Source organism: Bacillus cereus group sp. MYBK79-1 (genome assembly GCF_051915365.1).
Classification (GTDB): Bacteria; Bacillota; Bacilli; order Bacillales; family Bacillaceae_G; genus Bacillus_A.
Genome location: NZ_JBQAEO010000008.1, coordinates 109,138 through 132,492, shown reverse-complemented (window position 1 = coordinate 132,492; position 23,355 = coordinate 109,138). Strand labels below are relative to the sequence as shown.

Here is a 23,355-nt window from a genome sequence, read left to right as displayed (position 1 = left end):
TAAACAATATGAAGCTGAAAAAGAAGTAGTCTTATTTTTTGTTGAGAAAAAGGAGTTGTTTGAAAAATAGCGAAGTGTATAGATAGAGGAAGCGGACGTTTATGGGCGTTAATTCGGGATAAAGATGGGGAGTTTGTTTCATACTAACATACAGATATTGCACTTAAAGGAGCATTCGTATGGGGCATTCACATGATCACGGTCATGCTAACAATAAAAAGGCGTTGCTAATTGCTTTCGTATTAACGACAAGTTTTATGATTGCTGAAGTAATTGGGGGATTTGTAACAAATAGTTTAGCACTCCTATCTGACGCGGGGCATATGTTAAGTGATGCAGTATCGTTAGCGTTAAGTTTACTTGCGTTTAAGCTTGGAGAAAAAACGGCAACAGCTGCGAAAACATATGGGTATAAGCGAGTCGAAATGTTAGCGGCATTATGTAACGGCGTCGTTCTTATAGTCATTTCAGTATACATTTTTATTGAAGCAATTCGCCGTTTTACAGAACCAGTTGAGATTGCTAGTAATGGGATGCTCATTATTGCTGTACTTGGTCTGCTTATTAATATTTTATCAGCTTGGATATTAATGAGAGGCGGAGATGTGAAGGGAAATTTAAATGTAAGAAGTGCTTTCTTACACGTATTAGGTGATCTATTAGGATCAGTCGGAGCAATTATTGCAGCGCTATGTATTAAATTTTTCGGATGGACTGCTGCAGATGCGATTGCTAGTATTCTTGTGTCTATTTTAGTCATTATTAGTGGATGGCGTGTAACACGTGATACGGTCCATATATTAATGGAAGGTGCACCGCAGCACATAAATGTTGAAGAGGTAAAAAGTACATTATTAAATATTACGGTTGTAAAAGAAGTTCATGATTTGCATATATGGTCTGTCACATCTGATTTTCAAGTATTAACTTGCCATTTGATTATTAAAGGAAATGAAACGCAAAGTGTATTAAAAGAGGCTACGGATGTATTAAAGGAGAAATTTCATGTAGAACATGTCACCATTCAAGTAGAAATAGATGGTGAATTTAATCATGGTGAGACAACTTGCAAAGTATGAAAGAAAAAGGATACGAAAATGTGTCATAACATTTTTCGCACGGAATACATATATATAATGTGGCCACAAATACTTTGTAAGGTAAATATTTCATGAAATTACTTTACTTATAAAGAGTCATCTTTTATAATCAAAAGTGGTAATTGATAAAGATTATCATTTTCAATGATCGTAGAAAGGAGTTTTTTAAAAGATGAGTAGTCAACTCCGTTTTGCTGTTGAAAATCGTAAGAGGCATTTAATCGATGAGTTAATTGGAGCAGGTGTGTTTAAGATTCGCGACCGACAATTATACGAGCTGTCTTTAGAGGAATTGGAAAAAGAGTACGAAGATATGGAAGATTATGCAGATATTCAGGCATAGCTATATAGATTAGTAAAAGGTGAGCTGGTTACGATTTTATGTAACCAGCTCTATTCTTATTTCGTAGAAATTATTTTTGATATTTCTTTCATTGGACGGAGCCAGTTTTGAGACATCATTTGTTCCATTTGTTTGTCGTCCTGCTTTTGCAATGCTTGAATGATAGAGTGATGTTCTTCAATAGATTGACTTGCTGGAACAAAGTTTTGGAAAAACAAATATTCAAGGCGTAAAACGTGAAGTTGCATATTGTCTAGAAAGGGTTCAATATATTGGTTTTTAGCGATAGAAGAAATTGTATTGTGAAATTGTATATCTAGTTGTAAAGCTTGTTTTGCGTTTTTCTTCTCTATAGAGCGCTGAAAATCATCATTTATTTCAGAAAGTAGTTTCAGATCAGCGGCTGTAATGTTTTGAAGTGCTTGCTTTCCTATAATAGAGTGAAGACCAGCCATCGTTTCATAAATGATAGGGATGTCATCTAACTTAATAGGAGCAATTTTTGTTTTTTGCCCAGGTACCATTTCCACTAATCCAGAAAGCTCTAATATTTGAAGTGCTTCTCTTACAGGTGTTCTGCTTACGCCTAGTGCTTCAGCCAATTCCCCATCATTAACTTTTTCATTAGGCTTTAGTACACCTTCAATAATCCAATCTTGTAGTTGGTTTAAAACGAGTGATTTTGCCGAAACTCTTCCTTGTTTTTTATAATTTTGAGGGATAGGCATTGTGAATTTCATCCTTTCATTGTATATTTTCCTTTTTCTCATGAACAAGCTTTAATTCTGGTTTCCCTTCATCCGGTTTTTGACTTAAGATGAGTACCATTACAATGACACAAAAAGCGCCTAATAACTGAAAAGATTGAAACGGTACATGTAATATAAGTACAGAAGAAATAATAGCTGCGAGTGGTTCAGTACATCCGAATAATGTCGTTTCTTTCGGAGTCAGGTATCGTATGCTGTCTAAGTATAAATAAAATGCAATAAGTGTACCGAAAATGACGACAAATGTGATAAGCGGTAAGGTACTTAGTTTTACATATTTCATAGTTGACAATAAAATGAATTCTTTCGTAGAAATAAAGTGTAGAATCGTTACACCAATCCCTCCAATAATCATGCCCCATCCAACGATAACAGAGGAAGACCATCTTGCTAGTAATCCCTTTGAATATAAACTATAAAAAGCAAGAGATAATCCAGATAAAATACCCCAAACAATAGCCGGTTTAGAAACAGCCAAGTTATGAACAGACCCATTTGTTAGTAAGAGAAAAGTGCCTACTAATGAAAGGGTAATGGAAATAAAATCAATTTTTGATGGACGAACGTTCCACTTGAAAAGTAAGTATACAGTAATAAATATAGGAGCTAAATATTGCAATAATGTTGCGACCGCAGCGTTCCCTTCTTTAATAGAAGCGAAGTATGTGTACTGTACAGCAAGCATACCGAATAGGCCAAACAAAATTATTTTAATAGCATCAGATTTTTGTTTCCATATGCCGAATATTTCTTCTTTTCTCGTTCCGAATGATGAAATAATAAGTAAGATAACACCAGATATAAGCAATCGAATTGTAACTAACCATTCAGTAGAAACGTGTTCATATTGGAAAAGTTGTTGTGCAGCTGTTCCGGACAATCCCCATAAACAAGCACCAATTACAACCATAATGATTCCTTTTAAACGATTTGGATCCATAATGTATATAGTCTCCTTTCAAAAAAATATATTGGATACAATATGCAATATATCACGGAGTGTATAAAAAATAAACTGAAATTTCTTTCTTAATGTAAAGTTGTTATTTAAATTAAAGAAAGTTTGTTAATTAAGAGAACGATAAAATAAAAAAGGCTTCTGTTGACGGAAGCCTTTTTATTTTAGATTATGAAGTATAAGTAAAAGACGGAATAGGGTCAACAAATGTATTCCAGTTTTGTTCCATTTCCTTTTCTGTTAATAGACAATCATCTAATGATTGTTCAATCACAGAACGATTCATATCAATACCGATAAATACGAGCTCAGTTATTCGATCTCCATATCGCTCGTCCCAGTTTTTCAATACTTCGGGTTCTTCTGTAATAATTTGATTTCTTTCAGTTTCAGGTAATGCCGCTATCCATTCACCGGCTCCTTGAATTGTAATAGAGGAACCTGCTTGAGATAGAAGCCCTATCATATTATTACGAGATGCGAGCCAGAAAAAGCCTTTCGATCTTACAACATCTACAGGCCATTTTTTTAACCAATTCATAAGGCGTTCAGGATGGAAAGGGGATTTACGACGGTACACAAAGGAATTGATACTATATTCTTCAATTTCGGGTGTATGATGTTCACTATTTAGTTCTTGCATCCAGCCCGCCGATTGACTCGCTTCCTCATAATTGAATAAATTTGTATTTAAAATTTCTTGTAATGGTACGTTGCTAAATGAAGCTTCAATAATTTTTGCACCGGGATTTAATTTTTGTAATAAATGATGAAGTTCTATCCTATCTTCTTTTTCTATTAAATCAATTTTATTAAGAATAATGACATTCGCAAATTCAATTTGGTCTATTAGTAAATCAATAACTTCTCGAGTATCATTTTCATCGATAGCCTGTTTACGGTCTAATAAACTTTCACCATCTGCAAAATCATCCCAAAATTTATTTGCATCTACAACTGTAACCATCGTATCGAGGCGACAATTTTTCGTTAAATCGATATGAAGTACTTCGTCAGTATAAGTAAATGTTTGGGCAACTGGAATCGGCTCACTTATACCTGAAGATTCAATAACTATATAGTCAATATCATCGTTTTCAACAAGCCGACTCACTTCTATCATTAAATCTTCTCGTAGTGTACAGCAGATACAACCGTTTTGAATTTCTACTAATTTCTCTTCCGTACGTGAAAACCCACCTTTTTTTATAAGTGATGCATCAATGTTTATTTCACTCATATCATTAACGATAACAGCCACTTTTAAGTTGCTCTTATTAGCCAAAATATGATGTAGTAGAGTGGTTTTTCCAGCTCCTAGAAAACCACTTAATACAGTGATAGGTACTTTTTTCATAAAATGATCTCTCCTTTAAATCGTAATGATTACGTTTTATGTTAAGCGATAAAAAAGAAAAAATCAATAATAAATCATAATGATTACGATTTAAGGATAGGAATAAACTATAAAATTTGTGGTGTAGTAGTGTAGGGCATTTGGACAAGTATACGATTTAATATGAATAAAGTGGGGGGATCATGTTGGTCTTTAATAGAGTTTCAAAAGAATTAATAGGAATAGCCCTTATTGCTATTTTTGTTTTTTTATTATTTTTTGTAGATTTTACAAGTCTAACAAATTTGCACAAAAGTATGCCAAAAGAATGGTTGAATGTGAATACCGTATTTTTAAGTATTATATTCGAAGCAATACCTTTTATTTTATTAGGGGTAATTGTTTCTTCTCTCATTCAAGTGTTTGTAACGGAAGATATGATTCATAAAGTAATGCCGAAATCACAGATTGTTGCAATGATTCCAGCGGTATTTGTCGGAATCATTTTTCCGATGTGTGAATGTGTCATTATACCAATCGTAAGAAGACTTATTCAAAAAGGACTCCCTCTTCATGTAGGAATTGTAATTTTATTGAGTGCACCTATTATGAATCCGATTGTTCTTTTATCTACCATATATGCATTTCAAAAAAATGATGTAGTTGTATATGCACGCTTTGGGATAACAATTTGTGCGGCGCTATTAGTAGGGCTAATTGTGTATTATTTCTATCGCGGGAAAAATATTTTAAAAGATATAGAGGATCCGGCTCAGAAAAAAGAAAAAAAGGGCTGGGGGAATGTTGTGAATCACACTGTAGATGAGTTTTTTGATACGGGTAAATATTTGTTGATTGGTGCTTTTTTTGCGAGTGTATTTCAAACATTTTTTGATCGAAATGTACTTGATACAGTGGCGCATAATGAAGTGATTTCCCCAATTATTATGATGGGATTGGGTTATGTTTTATCAATTTGCTCAGCAGCCGATGCATTTATAGCGGCATCTTTTGGACATGTTTTCTCTGTAAAAGCACTTCTCGCATTTCTTGTATTTGGACCTATGCTTGATATGAAAAATACGTTAATGCTATTTGCGTATTTTCAAAAGAAATTTGTATTCTTTTTGATTGGAATTATTATTTTATCAGTGTACACAATCGTGCAAATTACAACGTTATAGGAGGTGAGAAACAGTGGAGAAAAAAGAACAGAAGGCCTATCATCGCTATATTCGTGGCATTATTTTAATTGGTTTAGCAATGCTCTTATTTAAACTACTTGTAACAGGGAATATTTATAATTTTATCGCTCCAAAAATGATTAAATTTACGTATATCGCTTTTGTAGTAATTTTACTTCTGGGTTCGTTACAAGTTTGGGGAGATGGGAGAGAAAAACAGGATGATTGTAATTGTTGTAAGCATAATACAGCATTAAAATCAGGGATGAAAAGTTTCTTTGTATATGTTTTATTTGTTGTTCCAATTATTAGTGCTTTTCTATTTGGAGGTGTAACAATTGACGGAAGTTTAGCCGGAAAAAGGGGGATGAATCAAAGTGTACAGGCGAGAAGTATAGAAAAGAACGAAAAAGAGGGAATACAGGTAAATCCTGATTGGCAAGAACAAGATAAAACCTCGAATTTAAAAGTGACAGATCAAGTGGAAGAGCAATTAGAAAAAAGTATGTTAGGACAACGAAAAATAAAAGTAGAGGATAAGGATTATGTTCAAACAATGAGTATAATTGGCCAAGATGTAAAAGGGTTTAAAGGGAAAGAAATTACATTCTCAGGTTTCATATATAATGATAAGGATGTGACGGGGGATAAAGTGGTAGTGGCGCGATACGGCATAACTTGTTGTATTGCGGATGCATCAGTCTGGGGGATGATTGTTGCAGGGGAAAACGTAAAAAAGCTCCCACCGGAAACATGGGTGAAAATAACAGGTTTGTTGGACGAAACGACATATAAAGGAACACTATTTCCACTTGTAAAAGTAAGCAAAGTAGAGAAAATCAATACGCCTACAGACCCATATGTATACGATGCTTTACCTCAATGAGAAAGAGTTAATTCTTCATTTTTTTGTGAAATAAAATCATAATTACAATGATAAAAAAATAAAGATAAGAGTAATTTGGTTTGTTAAAAATATGTGTAGAAGGAGAAATGTGATGAGCTGGGTTACTCATAAACCAACATTTGAATTTGATCAATATAGTCCATATATTCGAATGAATTCTGCGTGGGTGGGACATTTAAACTTTGCTTATGATTTAGTAAGATTTGAAAAGCCAGAAATATTAGTTGAGTTAGGTACACATTTAGGAGCTTCTTTTTTCAGTTTTTGCCAAGGGGTAAAAGATGGAGGATTATCTACAAAATGCTTTGCTGTAGATACTTGGGCAGGGGATGAGCATACAGGTCCATATGGAGAAGGTGTTTTTCAAATAGTGAGTAAATACACGGACATGAGTTACCCTCATATAGGTAATTTAATTCGGTCTACTTTTGACGAGGCTGTGGATCAGTTTCAAGATGGAACGATAAATTTGTTGCATATTGATGGTTATCATACGTATGAAGCAGTTTCTCATGACTATAAAACATGGTTACCGAAACTTGCGAATAACGGTATTGTTTTATTTCATGATATTGAGGTGAAAGATCGAAACTTCGGCGTGTATAAATTTTGGGATGAGGTCAAAGCGAAGTACCCTCATTTTCAGTTTGAGCATTCATATGGACTCGGAGTATTGTTTCCGAAAGGTTGTAGCGATAAGTTTGTGGAGATACTTAAAAATAAAGAGGAAATACAAAATATGTATAAATAAAAGTGGAGCATGCATCATTTTAATGATGTGTGCTTTTTTGTGGAGAAAAATGGTACTCTTTAAAAGGTGAGGATAATAGTAAAAAGTTTTGTAGTGGCAAATATTAAAAAAGTTATTCTTGGATTGTTTTATATAAAAATGTAACATTTTTTATATTTTCCATTGCGAAAAGTAACATCTACTTTTACAATAGAAAAGGTGTTATATTATACTGGAAAAATAAATCGAAATAATATGAAAATTTTGTTTTGTCTTCGCTAATTGTATATTACATACATGTAAGACGACATACATCATGTTATCGACTTGTAAGGAGAGAAAAAAATGAAAAGTGTAAGATTACCATCGATGCTAGAAATCATAGTTCTTTTATTACTATTTCTTGCTGTTGTCTTTTCCTTCCAAACGATTTTTGATCTCCCAATTCAATTAGCGCTATTTATTTCATGGTTTTTAGTAATTGCGCTTGGATTAAGATTAGGATTTCGTTATCAAGAATTGCAAGATGCAATTACGAAAGGGATTTCTAACGGATTAGAAGCAATACTGATTTTAGTTGCAGTAGGTGCTTTAATTGGAACATGGATTGCTGGTGGCGTAGTACCAACATTAATCTATTATGGATTAGAGTTTATTCACCCTAGCATCTTCCTATTAGCAACATTAATTATTTGTTCGATAACTTCTATCGCGACAGGGACATCTTGGGGAACAGTAGGAACAGCAGGTATTGCTATGATGGCAATTGGTGAGGGACTTGGATTACCACTTCCGCTTGTTGCTGGTGCAGTTCTTTCAGGAGCTTATTTCGGCGACAAATTATCACCACTTTCTGATAGTACAGTTCTTGCAGCTTCTATGGCGAAAGTAGATGTTATTGCTCACGTTCGAGCTATGCTCGTATTAGATGTTCCGGCTTATATTATTACTAGCATTATGTTTACTGTGGCTGGTTGGATGTATGGCGGCGATAATGTAGATTTGAACCGAGTAGAGTTTTTAAAAGAAGCTTTATTAAAGGAATTTGATATTAAAATATGGATGCTTGTTCCGGCGGTCATTGTTATCGCACTATTAGCGATGAAGAAACCATCTATGCCAACAATTGCAATGGGAGCTTTAATTGGTGCAATTTGGGCAACTCTTTTCCAAGGAATGAACTTTGGAGAGGCGATTGGAACAGCGTATAACGGATTCTCAATTCAATCTGGTGTTGAATTTGTTGACAAGTTATTAAACCGTGGTGGAATTAACGGTATGCTTGGATCAGTAGCCGTTATTATTTTCGGTTTAGGATTTGGTGGATTACTTGAAAAACTGGGTGTTTTAAAAGTAATCGTATCAAAATTTGAGAAGAAATTAAATTCTGCAGGTAATGTAACATTGTCTACATTAATCGTTGCATTCTTAGCGAATATATTTGGTTGTGCGATGTACGTATCACTAATTTTAACACCGAAAATTATGGAAGATAGCTATGATAAATTAAAAATAGACCGACGTGTATTAGCACGTAACTCAGAAGTAGGTGGAACGTTAACTTCTGGTATGGTTCCGTGGTCGGATAATGGTATTTTTATGGCTGGAATTTTAGGTGTAGCAACGTTCTCATACGTTCCGTTTATGTGGTTAAGCTTTGTTTCATTAATTTTGGCGGTTATTTACGGATATACAGGCAAATTCATCTGGTATGTAGATGACGTTGAAAAAGGAAAGCAAGCATCATAAAAAAATACCTTCTGCGATGGCAGGAGGTATTTTTTTTATATATACGAGTGAGAATTCTTATCATCTGGGTAAAAGTCTGTTAATATAAGAAATGTAGGTATTTTATTTTCAAGGGGATGAAAAAATGGAGTACAGAATTGAAAGAGATACAATAGGAGAAATAAAAGTTCCAGCTGATAAATTATGGGCAGCACAAACGCAACGTAGTAAAGAAAACTTCCCGATTGGAACAGAGCAAATGCCGCTTGAAATTGTAAAAGCGTTTGCAATTTTAAAGAAGAGTGCAGCACTTAGCAATCAAAAATTAGGAAAGCTATCAGAAGAAAAAGCAGAAGCAATTGTGGCAGCAGCTGACGAAGTGATTGCAGGCAAATGGAATGAACATTTTCCACTTGTCGTATGGCAAACGGGTAGCGGTACACAGTCAAACATGAATGTGAATGAAGTAATTGCAAATCGAGGGAATCAAATTTTGAAAGAGAAGGGATCTGACGTACATATTCATCCGAACGATGATGTAAACATGTCTCAAAGTTCAAATGATACATTTCCAACGGCGCTTCATGTAGCATGTGTAATTGCAGTAGAAAATCACGTATTACCAGCAATTACGAAATTAAAAGAAACATTAGCAGAAAAAGTAACTGCATTTGAACATATTATAAAAATTGGTCGTACACACTTACAAGATGCAACACCGTTAACATTAGGACAAGAAATTAGCGGGTGGCACCGTATGCTTGAAAAAACAGAGCGTATGGTTGCAGAGAGCAATACATATATGAAAGAGTTAGCAATTGGTGGTACTGCAGTTGGAACAGGTATTAATGCTCATCCTAAATTTGGTGAGATGGTGTCAGAGGAAATTAGCCAATTTACAGGTAAGCAATTTATTTCTGCACCAAATAAATTCCACGCATTAACGAGCCACGATGAAGTTGTATATACGCATGGTGCATTAAAAGCATTAGCAGCGGATTTAATGAAAATCGCTAACGATGTGCGCTGGCTAGCCAGCGGTCCGCGTAGTGGTCTAGGAGAAATTATTATTCCGGCAAATGAGCCAGGAAGCTCTATTATGCCAGGTAAAGTAAATCCAACGCAAAGTGAAGCGTTAACGATGGTTGTTGCACAAGTGATGGGAAATGACGCAACAATCGGATTTGCTGCGAGCCAAGGTAATTTTGAGTTAAACGTATTTAAACCTGTTATTGCATATAACTTCTTACAATCTGCTCACTTATTAGCAGATGCAATTGTTTCATTTAATGATAATTGTGCAATTGGTATTGAAGCAGATGAAGAAATAATTAAAGAGAATGTGAATCGTTCATTAATGCTTGTTACAGCATTAAACCCGCATATCGGATATGAAAATGCAGCGAAAATTGCGAAGCATGCTCATAAAGATGGATTAACGCTAAAAGAAGCAGCACTGCAATCTGGACTACTAACAGAAGAGCAATTTAATGAAATTGTAGATCCGAAAAAAATGATTGCCCCGAAAGAGTAATAGAAAAAGCCAAGGTTCTTTTTAGAATCTTGGCTTTTTTGATATTCATGTTTAATTCTTTGTGAGAAATTAACTGCACTTAAAGGATAGCAATCCACTTTTTAGAAATAGTGTATGTTCGTATCGTTTGAATAAAAATAGCCTAAATTAGAAATAAGTTAGCTAAAGTAAGCGATTAATATTTAAACGCGGGTTCTGTTTGTAGATAGTATCCCTTTCTCACATGAGCAGTCCAATTCGCAAAAAATTGTCTCCAAGAAACACTACTAAAAAATGAATCGATAGATTGTGTGTCGGAATTCCAGTCTAAAATTAAGAATGGTGCATTTCCTATTTGCCAAATCCCTCTATTTATATCTGTTCCCGTTTCACGAATTAGTAAGAGGGGAAGTCCATATTGATACCCCATAGCTGGTTCGATTTGAGAAAAAGGAGTTCCTTCCCAAAATGGTGTGTCCGGTGAAAATGGACCTACATTTGTTTTCATGCCTTGTACGAAAAAACGCTGGAAATTTATAGCTACGAGTCCATAACTAGATAAAATCATTCTTCTAATGCTTGTTAAAGGTGATTCAGGATATTGATCGCTTCGTGGAATTGTACGAGGAAAAAGAAGAGCTTGCTCAAGTTCGAAAATGAGTCTGTCTAAAAATTGCTGTTGTAGTTGATTCAGTGTATTTACAGTGCTTAAAAATATAGGAACTCGAAAAGCTTGGTCCATAGCCACTTGAAGTTTTTGAGACGTAAATACGCCTTCCTCAATGTTTACAAACGGTTTGCTATTTGTATTTTCCATTGCGGTTCCTCCTTTCATTATTATTAACAATGTATGTGATAGGAAGGTAGGGGTATGGACATTATGATAAAAATTAGTAAATGTATTGACGAGCCTTAATTATAACGTTACCCCACTATGAATATTAGTGGGGTGTTCGATTCATTACTTTCATATGTGGACAGTTTTCTTTTAAGAGTGAAATGAACTTTTCTTCTTCTTGAGGTACGAAAGTTGTCATAGAATCAAATAAATTGTAATGGATTTCTAATTGCTGCCTAGTCCACTTTTCAGAGCGAAGTGTTTTACCAGAGTATTTAACGTGACGAATATCTTCAAATGGAATTTCAGTATGAAATACAAAACCATGTTTTACAACAAGGGAGGATTCCCTTACGTAGTAGTGAGAAAAATAGAATGAAGAAAGGTTCACGATATTTAACAGCATCATGAGAGTGAAAAAAATAGAATTTTCATTTTGGGAGAATAGCGAAACGAAAAAAATAATGATAAATAATGTAATAAAAATGACGTGAAATGGATTCTTTTTCGCTTTAAATTTCAAGTTAGTCACCTCGGTATACGTGTACTCTAACTAAAATAAATCACAACATCGTAATAAACCGAAAGAATATGCAGAATTGCATATTCTTTCGGTTTATTATTCCTGTAAAATTTCTTGATGGGATAAATTTAAATGGAATTTTGTAATAGTGGAGAGGTAAGAAGTGACTTACAAGAATAGAAAGTTAGCGCTAGTCATAATTAGTTGTATGATGATTATGGGTAGTTGTACTAGTAAATTTGTTGAGGATAGAAACCGAAAGCATATATTCGTGCAGGTAAGTAAGGCTTTAGTCGAGTTTATAAATAGAATATATAATGGGTAAAAGGTGTTTCCATATACGAGAATACCTTTTTTTGTAGTTAAAAGTGAATAAGGATCTTGCAGAATAATCATGTTTTGTTTCACACCCTATCTTCATTTATGTATTAAATACACTCGCTTTTTGTTACTATAAGTCCTTTTATGATTTTTTAATAGACGTTTTTATAAAAGTTTGTAAAATGGGTAAACGAAACGTTGAAATGTTTATTTGTGTTGTGTTAAGATGATGGAGTGATAGTAAACGTTATTGTGATTTGTCTTTTTTTAAGTAAACATTTTGAAGGAGTGTTTGGTATGAATGATATTTCAGAGAAGTTTTGGGATGCTTCGGTTGAGGAATTGAAGAAGGGGTATGTATTTGAAGCGGAAGCAGAGGAATATATTTGTTTAGCTTGTGGAGAAGCGTTTATTAAGGGTGTTATTTATCAAGATAATCAAGTTTTATATGAAGTAGAGAAGTTTGTACAATTGCATGTGCAAAATGAACATACGTCTATGTTTGATTATTTATTAAACCTTGATAAGAAGTACACTGGTTTAACGGATTTGCAAAAGAAAATGGTTCAGTTTTTCCATATGGGGCTGAATGATAAAGAGATTGTAAAAGAGATGGATGGTGGAAGCACTTCAACTATTCGTAATCATCGATTTACACTTCGAGAGAAAATGAAGCAAGCGAAAGTGTTTTTAGCGTTAATGGAACTATCAGAAGAAAAATCAAAAGTACAAACGAAATTTGTACCCATTCATAGAACCGCAACGATGGTAGATGATCGCTACAATATTACGGAAGAAGAAAATGAGGAAGTATTAAAAACACATTTTACAGAAGGATTAGATGGACCGCTTTCTAAATTTCCGAAAAAACAAAAGCGTAAATTAATTATATTACGTCATTTAGTGACGAAGTTTGATAGTAATAAAAAGTACACTGAAAAAGAAGTAAATACTGTCATAGAAAGCGTATACCCGGATTTTGTAACTTTAAGAAGATATTTAATTGAATATGGTTTTTTAGATAGAACAGCTGATGGAAGCGAATATTGGGTGAAGTTATAATCATACGGAAAAGAAAATGAATAGAAGCACATCATTATAACAACTATACAAAGAGATAGAAGTTTAATAAAAGGAGAAATGAAATTTGAAACCACCTACAGATAACAATCAAGAAGGTGCGGAGTCACATAAGTTAGAAAGTGAGAGTAAACCAATTTGGAAATCGATGTCCATGTTTTTAGTACCGTTACTATTAAGTAATGTACTACAATCAATTGGACAATTATTCGGTATGGTAGTAGTAGGAAGATGGCTTGGAGTGAATGATTTAGCGGCCATATCAGCATTCTTCCCGCTATTTTTCTTACTCGTTTCATTTGTAATTGGTATTGGTTCAGGAAGTTCGATTTTAATTGGTCAGGCGTTTGGTGCTAAAAACGAAGATCGTTTAAAAGCGATTGTTGGTACGACGCTGACATTTACTTTTATTATTGGAGTTGTGTTAGCTATAGTAGGTAGTATTTTTGCGATGGATATTATGCGCCTTATGGGAACGCCAGAAAATATTATTGATATAAGTGTTCATTACGCGCGTATTTTATTTATATCGATGCCAGTCTTGTTTTTATATTTTGCATACACAACATTTATGAGAGGTACAGGAGATTCTAAAACGCCATTTTACTTTTTAATTGTAAGTACAGCGCTAAATATGATCTTATTACCGATTCTTATTTTTGGTTGGTTAGGAGCTCCTAAGTTAGATGTATATGGAGCAGCCTATGCTTCTGTTATATCTACAGTTATTACGTTTATTGTTATGTTAGTGTATTTAAAGAAGAAAAATCACCCGCTACAATTAGATAGTACGGTAAGGAAATATCTTCGCATGGATGGGGATTTATTAAAGCTATTGCTACGACTCGGAATTCCAGCGAGTATTAATATGATATTAGTTTCATTATCTGAAATTGCGGTAATCGCGTTTGTAAATCGTTACGGTTCGGATGCAACAGCGGCATATGGCGTTGTGAACCAAGTTGCAAGTTATGTACAAATGCCAGCCGTTAGCCTTGGTATAACAGTTTCTATTTTTGCAGCACAATCAATTGGTGCAAATCAATTCGATCGACTGCAGAAAGTTGTGAAGGCCGGAATTATAATGAACTATGTCATCGGTGGTGTGCTAATATCTCTTATTTACTTGTTCTCAAGAGACATTCTATCACTATTTTTAACGAGTCAAACAACAATTGAAATTGCTCATAGCCTCGTTATGATTACGTTATGGAGTTATTTAATTTTCGGTCATGCACAAATTATTAGTGCGACAATGCGAGCAAGCGGTACAGTATTATGGCCAACTGTTATTGGCGTCGTATCAATTTGGCTAGTTGAAGTACCTGTAGCGTATTACCTTTCTTACCATACAAGTCTTGGCATAGAAGGGATATGGATTGGATACCCAGCAGCATTTATTGTCAGCTTAATCTTACAGTATGCATATTATAAGCTTTCATGGCAGAAGAAACGAATTACACGATTAGTGAGCTAAATCGTGTAAATGTCCCTAAGTTTGTTATACTTAGGGACATTTTTTTGTAAGTGGATGTTTATAAATAGCTTTTTAAAGTAATATCAAAATGTTGTCTAATGAGTTTATTATCACTCATATAAAACTCCCACGCTTTTTCAGGTTCACCGATAATTTCAAAAGATTCTTCTGTAATATATAGAGCGCAATTATCCTCTAGTGCAATTCCTTCTATATTACCTTGATGGTTTTGTAAAAAGGAATGGAAGGCGTTCATTCTATTTAATTGATTATAATGTGGACAAAATCTTTTGTTCACAATCCCCCATCCGTTGCTCTCTATATAATCAGAGCCTTCATAATCTGATCGGATACTAGATGTGAACCAGCACATAGCACCAGCGCTATAGCCTGCAATGAGCGCTCCTTGTTGCAAAGCAAATAATAATTTTTCATCTAGTTTATGTTCTTTCCATTGTGTAAGCATATGAATATAGTTCCCGCCACCGAGGTAAATCAAATCAGCTGATTGAATCATTTCGTCTATTTCATATTTAGAAGGTGTATCGGCTATAGTACGTAAAATTTGTACTTCACAGTGTAATTGTTTTTCGAACGTGTCTAAAAATAATTTTATATAGCTTTCATCATCATGACTAGCTGTAGGAATGAATAATACTTTTGGATATAGTTTATTTGTTAATTCTATAAGTCGCTCATTAATAGGCGAGTGGTTTGAATCTTGTAAATCACCGCCACCAATGACAGCTAATTTCATAGTAAAGCACCACCTAATCATTTTCGTTATATAAAAATTCGATAGAAGAGAGTTACATTCCTTCTCGCATGTAATGAATAAGTAGAAAATGTAGTTTCAATATATCGGAATAGTAAAGGTGATGATAGCTAAATAGAAAAAAGAATTAGAAACAGCTTATTGATATATAATATTTCATACTATTGTTTCAAAATATAGGAAAAATATGTTTAAATTAATATAACGACGCAGTAATTAATATTGAGTTAAAAAAGAATTAGAAAGAAGAGTGATTTGAAAAGTACTTTTTACTTTTAATAGGAACTTGTATCGCAATATGGTAAAATTATTTCAATATATTTATTTCGTATAGAATGAATAGAGGGAGCGTGAAAGAGTGGATTTTCGATTTGAGTTTGCAGCGAAAGTGAAAGAATACTTAGATGATGAGAAGGATGAAAAAATAATAAAAGATGGACATAGAGATATAATTTTTCACTATTTATATGCGTTAGAGGCTGAAATTGGCGTTGTTAAAAATCCTAACTTTACTTTTTTCACATCAGGAAGACGTTCACATATCGTATTAGAAAATATTGAATTTAAAACAGAGGTAAATGTCAAAAGTAACATCATTGAAATTACAAAAATAGTGGATAATGTCATTATTCCGTTAGATACTATCGTAGCGAAAGATCGGGAATTATTTGCACTTGGGCGTAATGAAACGTTTAGTGTACAAATATTAGAGCAGTATCTCTTTGAGACATTTGGAGAGAAGTTAGGTTTACAATGAATGGAATGACCTATTGATTTATAAGTATTGAATTTTAGTGTATATCATTCGCGTTTGACCTTTCATTTAATTTATACTACAATTCGTAGTGTGAAAGGAGCCATACTATGTTTACTCAAAACTATAAGTTAAATGAGCAAGGGTTAAATCATTTCTTTGGGCCACTTGAAGCGAAAATTATGGAGATTGTTTGGTCCACCGATGGTATTACGATTAAAGAAGTGCAGCAGAAATTAAGTGAAGAATCACCTGTGAATTTTAATACTGTAATGACAGTTATGAACAGGTTAGTAGAGAAATTGCACTTAGAAAAACAGACTGTGAAAAGAAGTGGCATATATCGTACTATACAAACAAAAGAAGAATTCTTATCCAATCAAACGAAGAAAATGACACAGGAATTGATGGGGGAGTTTGGAGATTTAGTTGTAAATCATATGCTAGATGAGTTAGAGCAGGCTGATCCGACTTTAATAAAAAAATTAGAAGACAAATTGAGTCAGTTAAAAAAAGAGGATCAATAAAATGAAGTGGCAAATGCGTAAAATCGTATTGTTAGCAGTGATTGTTAGTATCCTCTTTTTTAGTATGTCAGTGTACTACGTTACATATCCATTTCTGTTTCAAAATAAGGCGTTCTTTCTTTCGAATTTTTGCTTGTTCCAATTAGAACAACATATGAAGGAATTATCACTCATTCGTATTATAATTACTGGATTACTACTACTTACTGTGTTCATCGTGTGCAAAAGAATTTGGCGACAATTTTTCTATAGTAAAAAGTTACAAAAAGTACTTATCCCTTTCATTCGAAAAGGAAAACAAATATATATATTGCCGACCGAGGAAGTTGCGGCATTTACAATTGGATTATTTCGTCCGAAAGTCGTCATGTCAGAAGGGATGCTTCAAACATTTTCAGATGAAGAAATGGATGCGATTATTTTCCATGAAGAATATCATCAAACGAATCGAGATCCATTAAAATTATTTTGTTTTACGTTATTAGCAGAAGGAATGGTGTACATCCCGATATTAAAAGGGTTATTGCAGCGCTATCATGTGTATCAGGAGTTGGCTGCAGATAAGTATGCAATGCGAAAAATGAAATCTAAATTCGAGTTAGGCAGCGCATTATTAAAATTAATTAAAATAAAGACGATGGAAAATCGATGTGTTACAGCCTCATTTGCAAAAACAGCAATAAATTTACGAATCGAGCAAGTGTTAAATGAAAAAGTTGTTAAGCTTACTATTCCGTTACACACGAATTCGGTATATGTAACATTAGGTTTATTCTGTATGTCGGTTGTACTTATTGTCGGAGAGTGCATATAGCCTCTTTTTTTTAGAATTAACACTACTAATTGTAGTGTGTTAGGGGGAATTAAATGAATGCGGCAGATTTAACAATTTGGCTTGTAGCTGGAGCAGGGGTATTGTCATTTATATCACCATGTTCTTTACCGTTATATCCATCTTATTTATCATATATTACAGGTGTATCTATTCAAGATTTAAAAGATAATCGTGGAATGATGCAAAAATCAGCGATTATGCATACTGTATTTTTTATGATCGGATTTTCGGTTATTTTTTACGCGTTAGGTTTATCGGTAAGCTGGATTGGAATAACATTTTCATCTAACCAAAAATTGATTCAACAAATTGGTGGGATTTTTATTGTTTTGATGGGACTGTTTATGACAGGCTTGTTTCAACCTAAGTGGCTTATGGCAGAGAAAAAAGTGCAGTATAGAAGTAAATCGACTGGATATATTCGTTCGATTTTAGTCGGTATGACATATGCAGCGGGTTGGACGCCATGTGTGGGGCCGATATTTTCAGCTGTACTCATGCTTGGTGCGACGAATCCTGAAGGAGCACTTCTTTATATTACCGCATATACTCTTGGGTTTGCGGTTCCGTTTTTCGTGATGGCATTCTTTATTGGGAAGGTAAAATGGATCGTTACATATGCCAATGTCATGATGAAAATTGGCGGCGGAATGATGATTATAACAGGTATTTTATTATACACAAATCAAATGACGAAAATTACGGCATTTTTTATTCGTCTATTCGGTGGATTTACAGGCTTTTAATAATGGGGAGGAAGAAAAGTGAAGAAACTAATTGCGATTATATTGGCCGGGGCACTAATTTGGGCCGGAGTTAACTTTTATAATACAAAAAAAGAAGAAAAAGAAAGAAAAGCAAAACAAGCGGAGTTACAAGAAACAGAAGTATTACCACAAGTAGGATTTAAAGCGCCAAACATAACGTTAAAAGGATTAGACGGTAAGCTATATTCGTTAAATGATGCAAAAGGAAAACCATATCTGATTAATTTTTGGGCATCATGGTGTGGTCCATGTGAAATGGAGGCACCTGACTTAGTTCGTATGTATGATAAATATAAAAAGGACGTTGAAATTTTTGCGGTAAATGCAACTGTAAGTGACCCAGTGCAAGAAGCAAGTGCATTTGCGGATCGCTATGGATTTGAATTTCCGGTTCTACTAGATATGGATGGAGTAGCTGGGTTAGATTATAAAGTATTCTCGTTACCAACGACATTTTTTGTTAATAAAGATGGAATTATTGTAGAGCAAGTACGAGGCGTATTACCTCCAGATCAATTAGAAGAGAAATTTAAGAAATTAATTGAGGGTTAAAGAGGGGATTTTATATTAATGGAGTGGATCGTGAGGTTACAACCCGTATCTCTTATTATTGGAAGTCTATTTGGATTTATGTTGATGAAACGAAAGATGAAGAGCCAAAGCGTACCATATGAAAAAATGATGGATGCAGTAACGAATGCTTTTCTAATCATCGTATTTGTGTGGAAATTTGCACCGGCATTTTTAAATCCAGTATGGGCTTTTAAGTCGCCAGTGCAAGCATTATTAGCTATAGGAAGTATGAAGCATATTATAGCAGGATGCATAATTGCGAGTGTATACATTGTTTGGAAAAGTAAAAAGGAGCCATTTTCACTTCGTATTTTACTTGATACATTGCCTATTGGATTATGTATGAGTATTGTTTTTTATTTTCTATTCCACCAAAAAGTAGGTGTACAAACGACATTGCCTTGGGGTGTGAAAATATACGAATCTAAATTTTTATATCATCCCATTTTCGTATATGAAATCATCCTTGCCCTTTGCATAATAGGCTTGTTATGGATGAAAAATGAAAGACTCGGAAATGGAAAGAACATAAGTGTTTTTCTAATAGTTGAGGGTGTTGCTCATATCATTATTTCACTTATTAGTGAACAAAATTCGGTTCTAGTTGGTCTATCAGCACAGCAAATGATGAGCTTCTTTGTTATTAGTTTAGGAATTTTGTTGGTGCCGAAAAAATAAGAGGTATGCATGTATGAAATTTTCATACATGCATACCTCTTATAATTGGGATTGTGAGCTTTTTTGAAAAAAATGAATGGTCTTCTTCCATGAATCAATACTAGCAAAAGCGTTATCTTTTTTGCTCCCCTGGTTATAATTTATTCTTAAATAAGGGATGCCGATAGAATGTCCAGCCCCTTTATATATGAGTTGTTTATAAAAATGAGGAGAATGAAATGTATCCAATCTATCAATCGCTTTTTTTGATAATCTTACAATATCAGCTTCATCTTCTTCACCAGCAATTAGCAATACATCCCCATCAATTTTTTCAACTGGTATAGTAGCATTCTCTACAACTTTAGAATCTGAAGTTAAAGCGTTATACCACTTTCTATATGGCATGCCTCTATGTTCTTCAAACATTTTACGACATTCGAGTGCGACGGAGATGGGGTTTATTGGAGACGCATATGGTAATGCTTTCCCTTTAAAGGTCCAAGCAGGAGGTAATGTTGTAGCATTAGACCACGGTACAATCCCACTTAATGCAATAGATGAACCGTTTAGAGAAGTAACAGCTTTTATTTCATGGAAAAAGCATGCTGATAAAAGGGCTAGTTCACTTCCTCGAGAGGTCCCATGTATACCTAACCAATTGTTGGTGACTTCTTCTCGTTGTTTCATCCACTCAATGGCTGTTTTTATGTATTCAAGGGGAATTTCTACAAGTTGTTTTTGTAGATTATCGATTCCGAAATAAGCGAGGGCGAGTACTGAAAAATTATGTGATGCAAGTAAAGCGGAAAGGTATTCATTTAATCCACCCTCTGAACCGCCGAGTACAATAATTCCTGGATACGCTTTCTTATTTTCGTTGTAGAAATAAGTAGCGACCAACCCATTTTCTCTAATTGGATACCGAACGATTTGTTTTGATTTCCATAATCTTGATATGTTTATTTCATCAATAATAGATCCATTAATTTCAAGTGATAAAGTTAAGTTTTGAGGCGATAGTGGATTCTTATCATTTTGCGTAGACTCGTAACGTTCGCCTATTTTAATAATGTCTAAGGACCAAAATAATCCCATTCCATCAATCCCTGTATAAGAGCCAGTAATGGGCGCTTGTTCAGTAAGGTTTACATTGCCATCTTTAGTTGCAATAAAGGTAGCATTTGATTCTAAATATATATCATTTATTCCCTCGGCAATTCTGGAGGCTCTTATTGTTACTTCTTGTAAAGGTTCTAATCCAGTTATATAAATTTGAATGGGAGAATCAATTAATGAGATTGACGAACTAACATGAATACGGGGTTTCGTTTTTTTGTGAATGTTCATTTCATAACACCTCAATATAAATTATATATAACAAGTTTTCTACGAATAACAAAATAGCCCTCTACTGTAAATAGAATTTTATTAATATGAGGAGTAGTTTCCTTCGTATTAAATAAGAAGGATTATCCTGTTTTTCTTAAATGTATTAAAAAACCGGCGGAGTAACAGAAAATAAAACAATAGCATTTTTCTCGAATTGATTTACCCATTTATGTTTTAAATAAGCGGGTATTTTTACGCTATCACCCGTTTCTAAAGTGTACTCTTCTTCGTTTAAATACAATGTAATTGTTCCGTCTAACACAAATGCTAATTCTTCACCTTTATGTTCTAGTACATTTTCAGATGAAGCAGTATTCGGCGGAACGGTCATAATTGCTGTTGCTAAATTTCCTGTGAAATCAGGTGATAACAATTCATATGATAAATTATCGATAATCATTTTTTTTCGTTTATGAGAACGTACAATTAAATCGTCTGTATTTGTATCTTCAAGTAAAAAGCTAAATGTTGGAACTTCTAACGCTTTAGCGAGTACTTTTAATGTTTGTATAGAAGGGTTAGCAGACCCGCGCTCAATTTGACTTAACATAGATGGTGTAATCTCGGCCATCTTTGCTAAGTCTTTACTCGTTAGCCCTTTTTCTTTTCTTTGTTTTTCAATCTTTTTACCGATATCTATATTTTCCATAATGAAAGCTCCTTAATAATTATTAAATTATATTTAAATAAATTAAATCAAAGTTAACTAAAGTGAATGATTTGTGTTAAACTATATTAAAATTAATTTAATTATAATTTATTGAATCGTAAGCTACAAGGTTATGAGGAGGAAGAGAAATGATGGGATTAGAGAATTTAAAAGAGGAATATCCACTAATAACTAAATTAATCGAAACAGAAGAAGTGTTTTGGCTGAATCCGAACATGGAAAAGTATGAAACGGCAATAAAAGATTCCCCATTGAATGAAGAAAATGTAAAGGATGCCGAAGAGCGGTTAAAGCGTTTTGCACCATATATTGCGAAGGTTTTTCCTGAAACGGAAGAAACGGGCGGCATTATAGAATCACCTTTAGTGAAAATATCTTCTATGAAACAATCTTTAGAGAAAAATTACGGGCAACCTATATTAGGAGAATTGCTATTAAAGTGTGATAGCGGGCTTCCAATATCGGGATCCATTAAAGCTAGGGGCGGCATTTATGAAGTTTTGAAACATGCTGAGCAATTAGCTTTGCAGCATGGAATGTTAACAGAGGATGATGATTACTCCATTTTAGATAGCGATACATGTAGAGAGTTTTTTGCAAAATACGCAATTGCGGTAGGTTCTACAGGTAATTTAGGGTTAAGCATTGGGATTATGAGTGCGAAACTAGGTTTTAACGTAACTGTTCATATGTCAGCAGACGCGAAAAAATGGAAAAAAGATTTATTAAGAGGTAAAGGTGTAAACGTTATTGAATATGAAGCGGATTATAGTAAAGCAGTAGAAGAGGGGCGTCAGCAAGCTGATGCAGATCCTAGCTGTTATTTTGTAGATGACGAAAACTCTCATGATTTATTTTTAGGATACGCAGTAGCAGCATCGCGTTTACAAAAGCAATTAGAAGAGTTAGAGATTGTAGTAGATGAAGAGCATCCTTTATTCGTTTACCTTCCGTGCGGAGTAGGAGGCGGGCCTGGCGGCGTCGCATTTGGTTTAAAGTTGCTGTATAAAGACAACGTTCACTGTTTCTTTGCGGAACCTACGCACTCTCCATGCATGTTACTCGGTTTAATGACAGGGCTTCATGATAAAATTGCCGTTCAAGATATCGGGATTGATAATGTGACAGACGCGGACGGACTAGCGGTAGGAAGACCGTCTGGATTTGTCGGTAAAACGATGGAATCATTTTTGAGTGGAAATTACACAGTAAGTGATGAAGAGTTATATAGATTATTAAAAGAACTAGCAGATACAGAAAATATTTATTTAGAACCTTCTGCGTTAGCCGGTATGATAGGGCCAGTGAAAGTATGCCAAGATGATGAGTATTTACAAAAACAGCAGTTAACAGAGAAGATGAAGGAAGGTACTCATATTGTGTGGGGAACTGGCGGTAGTATGGTTCCAGAAGATGTGATGAATGGGTATTATAAAAAGGGTTTGGAATTAATAATAGCAGAGTAGCGAAAAATGAGGCGATTTAAAGCCTCATTTTTTCGTGTACATAAAATCTTTGTTATTTTCGTATTAGTTCTTTATAGTATATATAAAGGATAATTAATATTGAATAAATACAACAAAAAAGCTTTACTTTA

General features: G+C 34.1%; 24 protein-coding genes. 16 read left to right on the top strand and 8 right to left on the bottom strand.

The window, feature by feature from the left end; all coding sequences use genetic code 11:
- Positions 1-179: 179 nt before the first annotated feature.
- Both ACTFOB_RS15050 and fbpA read left to right on the top strand, forming a co-directional pair.
- Complete coding sequence (locus ACTFOB_RS15050) at positions 180-1,079, top strand: cation diffusion facilitator family transporter (RefSeq protein ID WP_440027177.1); 900 nt, start codon at positions 180-182, stop codon at positions 1,077-1,079.
- A 193-nt stretch (positions 1,080-1,272) separates the two neighbouring features.
- Positions 1,273-1,443, top strand: coding sequence for a Fur-regulated basic protein FbpA (gene fbpA / locus ACTFOB_RS15045; RefSeq protein ID WP_000098301.1), 171 nt, complete (start codon positions 1,273-1,275; stop codon positions 1,441-1,443).
- Positions 1,444-1,499: 56 nt separating this feature from the next.
- Here the strand turns inward: fbpA and ACTFOB_RS15040 are convergent, their stop codons facing one another.
- The 3 genes from ACTFOB_RS15040 to ACTFOB_RS15030 all read right to left on the bottom strand — a co-directional run bounded on the left by ACTFOB_RS15040 (position 1,500) and on the right by ACTFOB_RS15030 (position 4,528).
- Complete coding sequence (locus ACTFOB_RS15040) at positions 1,500-2,171, bottom strand: GntR family transcriptional regulator (protein WP_440027179.1); 672 nt, start codon at positions 2,169-2,171, stop codon at positions 1,500-1,502.
- A 16-nt stretch (positions 2,172-2,187) separates the two neighbouring features.
- Positions 2,188-3,153: a DMT family transporter gene (locus ACTFOB_RS15035; protein ID WP_440027181.1), complete on the bottom strand. Its 966-nt coding sequence runs from the start codon at positions 3,151-3,153 to the stop codon at positions 2,188-2,190.
- Between the two features lie 187 nt (positions 3,154-3,340).
- Entirely contained in the window at positions 3,341-4,528 is a 1,188-nt protein-coding gene (locus ACTFOB_RS15030) for a GTP-binding protein (protein ID WP_440027183.1), read from the bottom strand.
- A 185-nt stretch (positions 4,529-4,713) separates the two neighbouring features.
- Here ACTFOB_RS15030 and ACTFOB_RS15025 point away from each other — a divergent pair, with 185 nt between their 5' ends.
- From ACTFOB_RS15025 to fumC, 5 genes are all read left to right on the top strand, one after another.
- Complete coding sequence (locus tag ACTFOB_RS15025) at positions 4,714-5,691, top strand: permease (protein ID WP_440027185.1); 978 nt, start codon at positions 4,714-4,716, stop codon at positions 5,689-5,691.
- A gap of 13 nt (positions 5,692-5,704) precedes the next feature.
- Entirely contained in the window at positions 5,705-6,577 is an 873-nt protein-coding gene (locus tag ACTFOB_RS15020) for a TIGR03943 family putative permease subunit (RefSeq protein ID WP_440027187.1), read from the top strand.
- 112 nt (positions 6,578-6,689) lie between these two features.
- Entirely contained in the window at positions 6,690-7,349 is a 660-nt protein-coding gene (locus ACTFOB_RS15015; RefSeq protein ID WP_073517896.1) for a class I SAM-dependent methyltransferase, read from the top strand.
- 324 nt (positions 7,350-7,673) lie between these two features.
- Positions 7,674-9,077 (top strand): Na+/H+ antiporter NhaC, encoded by a 1,404-nt coding sequence (gene nhaC, locus ACTFOB_RS15010; protein WP_000843982.1) that lies wholly within the window; start codon positions 7,674-7,676, stop codon positions 9,075-9,077.
- A 124-nt stretch (positions 9,078-9,201) separates the two neighbouring features.
- Positions 9,202-10,590: a class II fumarate hydratase gene (gene fumC, locus ACTFOB_RS15005; protein ID WP_440027191.1), complete on the top strand. Its 1,389-nt coding sequence runs from the start codon at positions 9,202-9,204 to the stop codon at positions 10,588-10,590.
- A gap of 175 nt (positions 10,591-10,765) precedes the next feature.
- Here fumC and ACTFOB_RS15000 read toward each other — a convergent pair whose 3' ends face one another.
- Positions 10,766-11,386, bottom strand: a complete 621-nt coding sequence (locus tag ACTFOB_RS15000) for a hypothetical protein (RefSeq protein ID WP_440027193.1) — start codon at positions 11,384-11,386, stop codon at positions 10,766-10,768.
- Positions 11,387-11,510: 124 nt separating this feature from the next.
- A complete protein-coding gene (locus ACTFOB_RS14995; RefSeq protein ID WP_440027195.1) occupies positions 11,511-11,930 on the bottom strand; it encodes a PH domain-containing protein in 420 nt (139 codons plus the stop codon).
- A 618-nt stretch (positions 11,931-12,548) separates the two neighbouring features.
- Here ACTFOB_RS14995 and ACTFOB_RS14990 point away from each other — a divergent pair.
- The gene (locus ACTFOB_RS14990; RefSeq protein ID WP_440027197.1) at positions 12,549-13,313 is read left to right on the top strand and encodes a DUF2087 domain-containing protein; all 765 of its coding nucleotides are present in this window, start codon (positions 12,549-12,551) and stop codon (positions 13,311-13,313) included.
- A gap of 85 nt (positions 13,314-13,398) precedes the next feature.
- The gene (locus ACTFOB_RS14985; RefSeq protein WP_440027199.1) at positions 13,399-14,808 is read left to right on the top strand and encodes an MATE family efflux transporter; all 1,410 of its coding nucleotides are present in this window, start codon (positions 13,399-13,401) and stop codon (positions 14,806-14,808) included.
- 58 nt (positions 14,809-14,866) lie between these two features.
- Here ACTFOB_RS14985 and ACTFOB_RS14980 read toward each other — a convergent pair whose 3' ends face one another.
- Entirely contained in the window at positions 14,867-15,565 is a 699-nt protein-coding gene (locus ACTFOB_RS14980; protein ID WP_440027201.1) for a peptidase E, read from the bottom strand.
- A gap of 376 nt (positions 15,566-15,941) precedes the next feature.
- On the opposite strand from ACTFOB_RS14980, the gene ACTFOB_RS14975 reads away from it, so the two are divergent.
- From ACTFOB_RS14975 to ACTFOB_RS14950, 6 genes are all read left to right on the top strand, one after another.
- On the top strand, positions 15,942-16,340 hold the full coding sequence (locus ACTFOB_RS14975) for a DUF3942 family protein (protein ID WP_151630908.1): 399 nt from the start codon (positions 15,942-15,944) through the stop codon (positions 16,338-16,340).
- Between the two features lie 107 nt (positions 16,341-16,447).
- On the top strand, positions 16,448-16,864 hold the full coding sequence (locus tag ACTFOB_RS14970) for a BlaI/MecI/CopY family transcriptional regulator (protein ID WP_440027202.1): 417 nt from the start codon (positions 16,448-16,450) through the stop codon (positions 16,862-16,864).
- A 1-nt stretch (position 16,865) separates the two neighbouring features.
- Positions 16,866-17,678: a M56 family metallopeptidase gene (locus tag ACTFOB_RS14965; RefSeq protein WP_440027204.1), complete on the top strand. Its 813-nt coding sequence runs from the start codon at positions 16,866-16,868 to the stop codon at positions 17,676-17,678.
- 53 nt (positions 17,679-17,731) lie between these two features.
- Positions 17,732-18,445, top strand: coding sequence for a cytochrome c-type biogenesis protein CcdA (gene ccdA / locus ACTFOB_RS14960; protein WP_061676592.1), 714 nt, complete (start codon positions 17,732-17,734; stop codon positions 18,443-18,445).
- Between the two features lie 18 nt (positions 18,446-18,463).
- On the top strand, positions 18,464-19,018 hold the full coding sequence (locus ACTFOB_RS14955; RefSeq protein ID WP_440027205.1) for a TlpA family protein disulfide reductase: 555 nt from the start codon (positions 18,464-18,466) through the stop codon (positions 19,016-19,018).
- An 18-nt stretch (positions 19,019-19,036) separates the two neighbouring features.
- Complete coding sequence (locus ACTFOB_RS14950) at positions 19,037-19,717, top strand: prolipoprotein diacylglyceryl transferase family protein (RefSeq protein ID WP_440027206.1); 681 nt, start codon at positions 19,037-19,039, stop codon at positions 19,715-19,717.
- Between the two features lie 39 nt (positions 19,718-19,756).
- Here the strand turns inward: ACTFOB_RS14950 and ACTFOB_RS14945 are convergent, their stop codons facing one another.
- Both ACTFOB_RS14945 and ACTFOB_RS14940 read right to left on the bottom strand, forming a co-directional pair.
- Positions 19,757-21,046 (bottom strand): acyl-CoA thioesterase/bile acid-CoA:amino acid N-acyltransferase family protein, encoded by a 1,290-nt coding sequence (locus ACTFOB_RS14945; RefSeq protein WP_440027208.1) that lies wholly within the window; start codon positions 21,044-21,046, stop codon positions 19,757-19,759.
- 145 nt (positions 21,047-21,191) lie between these two features.
- The gene (locus ACTFOB_RS14940) at positions 21,192-21,737 is read right to left on the bottom strand and encodes a helix-turn-helix domain-containing protein (protein WP_440027210.1); all 546 of its coding nucleotides are present in this window, start codon (positions 21,735-21,737) and stop codon (positions 21,192-21,194) included.
- 149 nt (positions 21,738-21,886) lie between these two features.
- Between ACTFOB_RS14940 and ACTFOB_RS14935 the strand changes: the two genes are divergently transcribed.
- On the top strand, positions 21,887-23,224 hold the full coding sequence (locus ACTFOB_RS14935; protein ID WP_440027211.1) for a D-serine ammonia-lyase: 1,338 nt from the start codon (positions 21,887-21,889) through the stop codon (positions 23,222-23,224).
- The last annotated feature ends 131 nt before the right edge of the window (positions 23,225-23,355 follow it).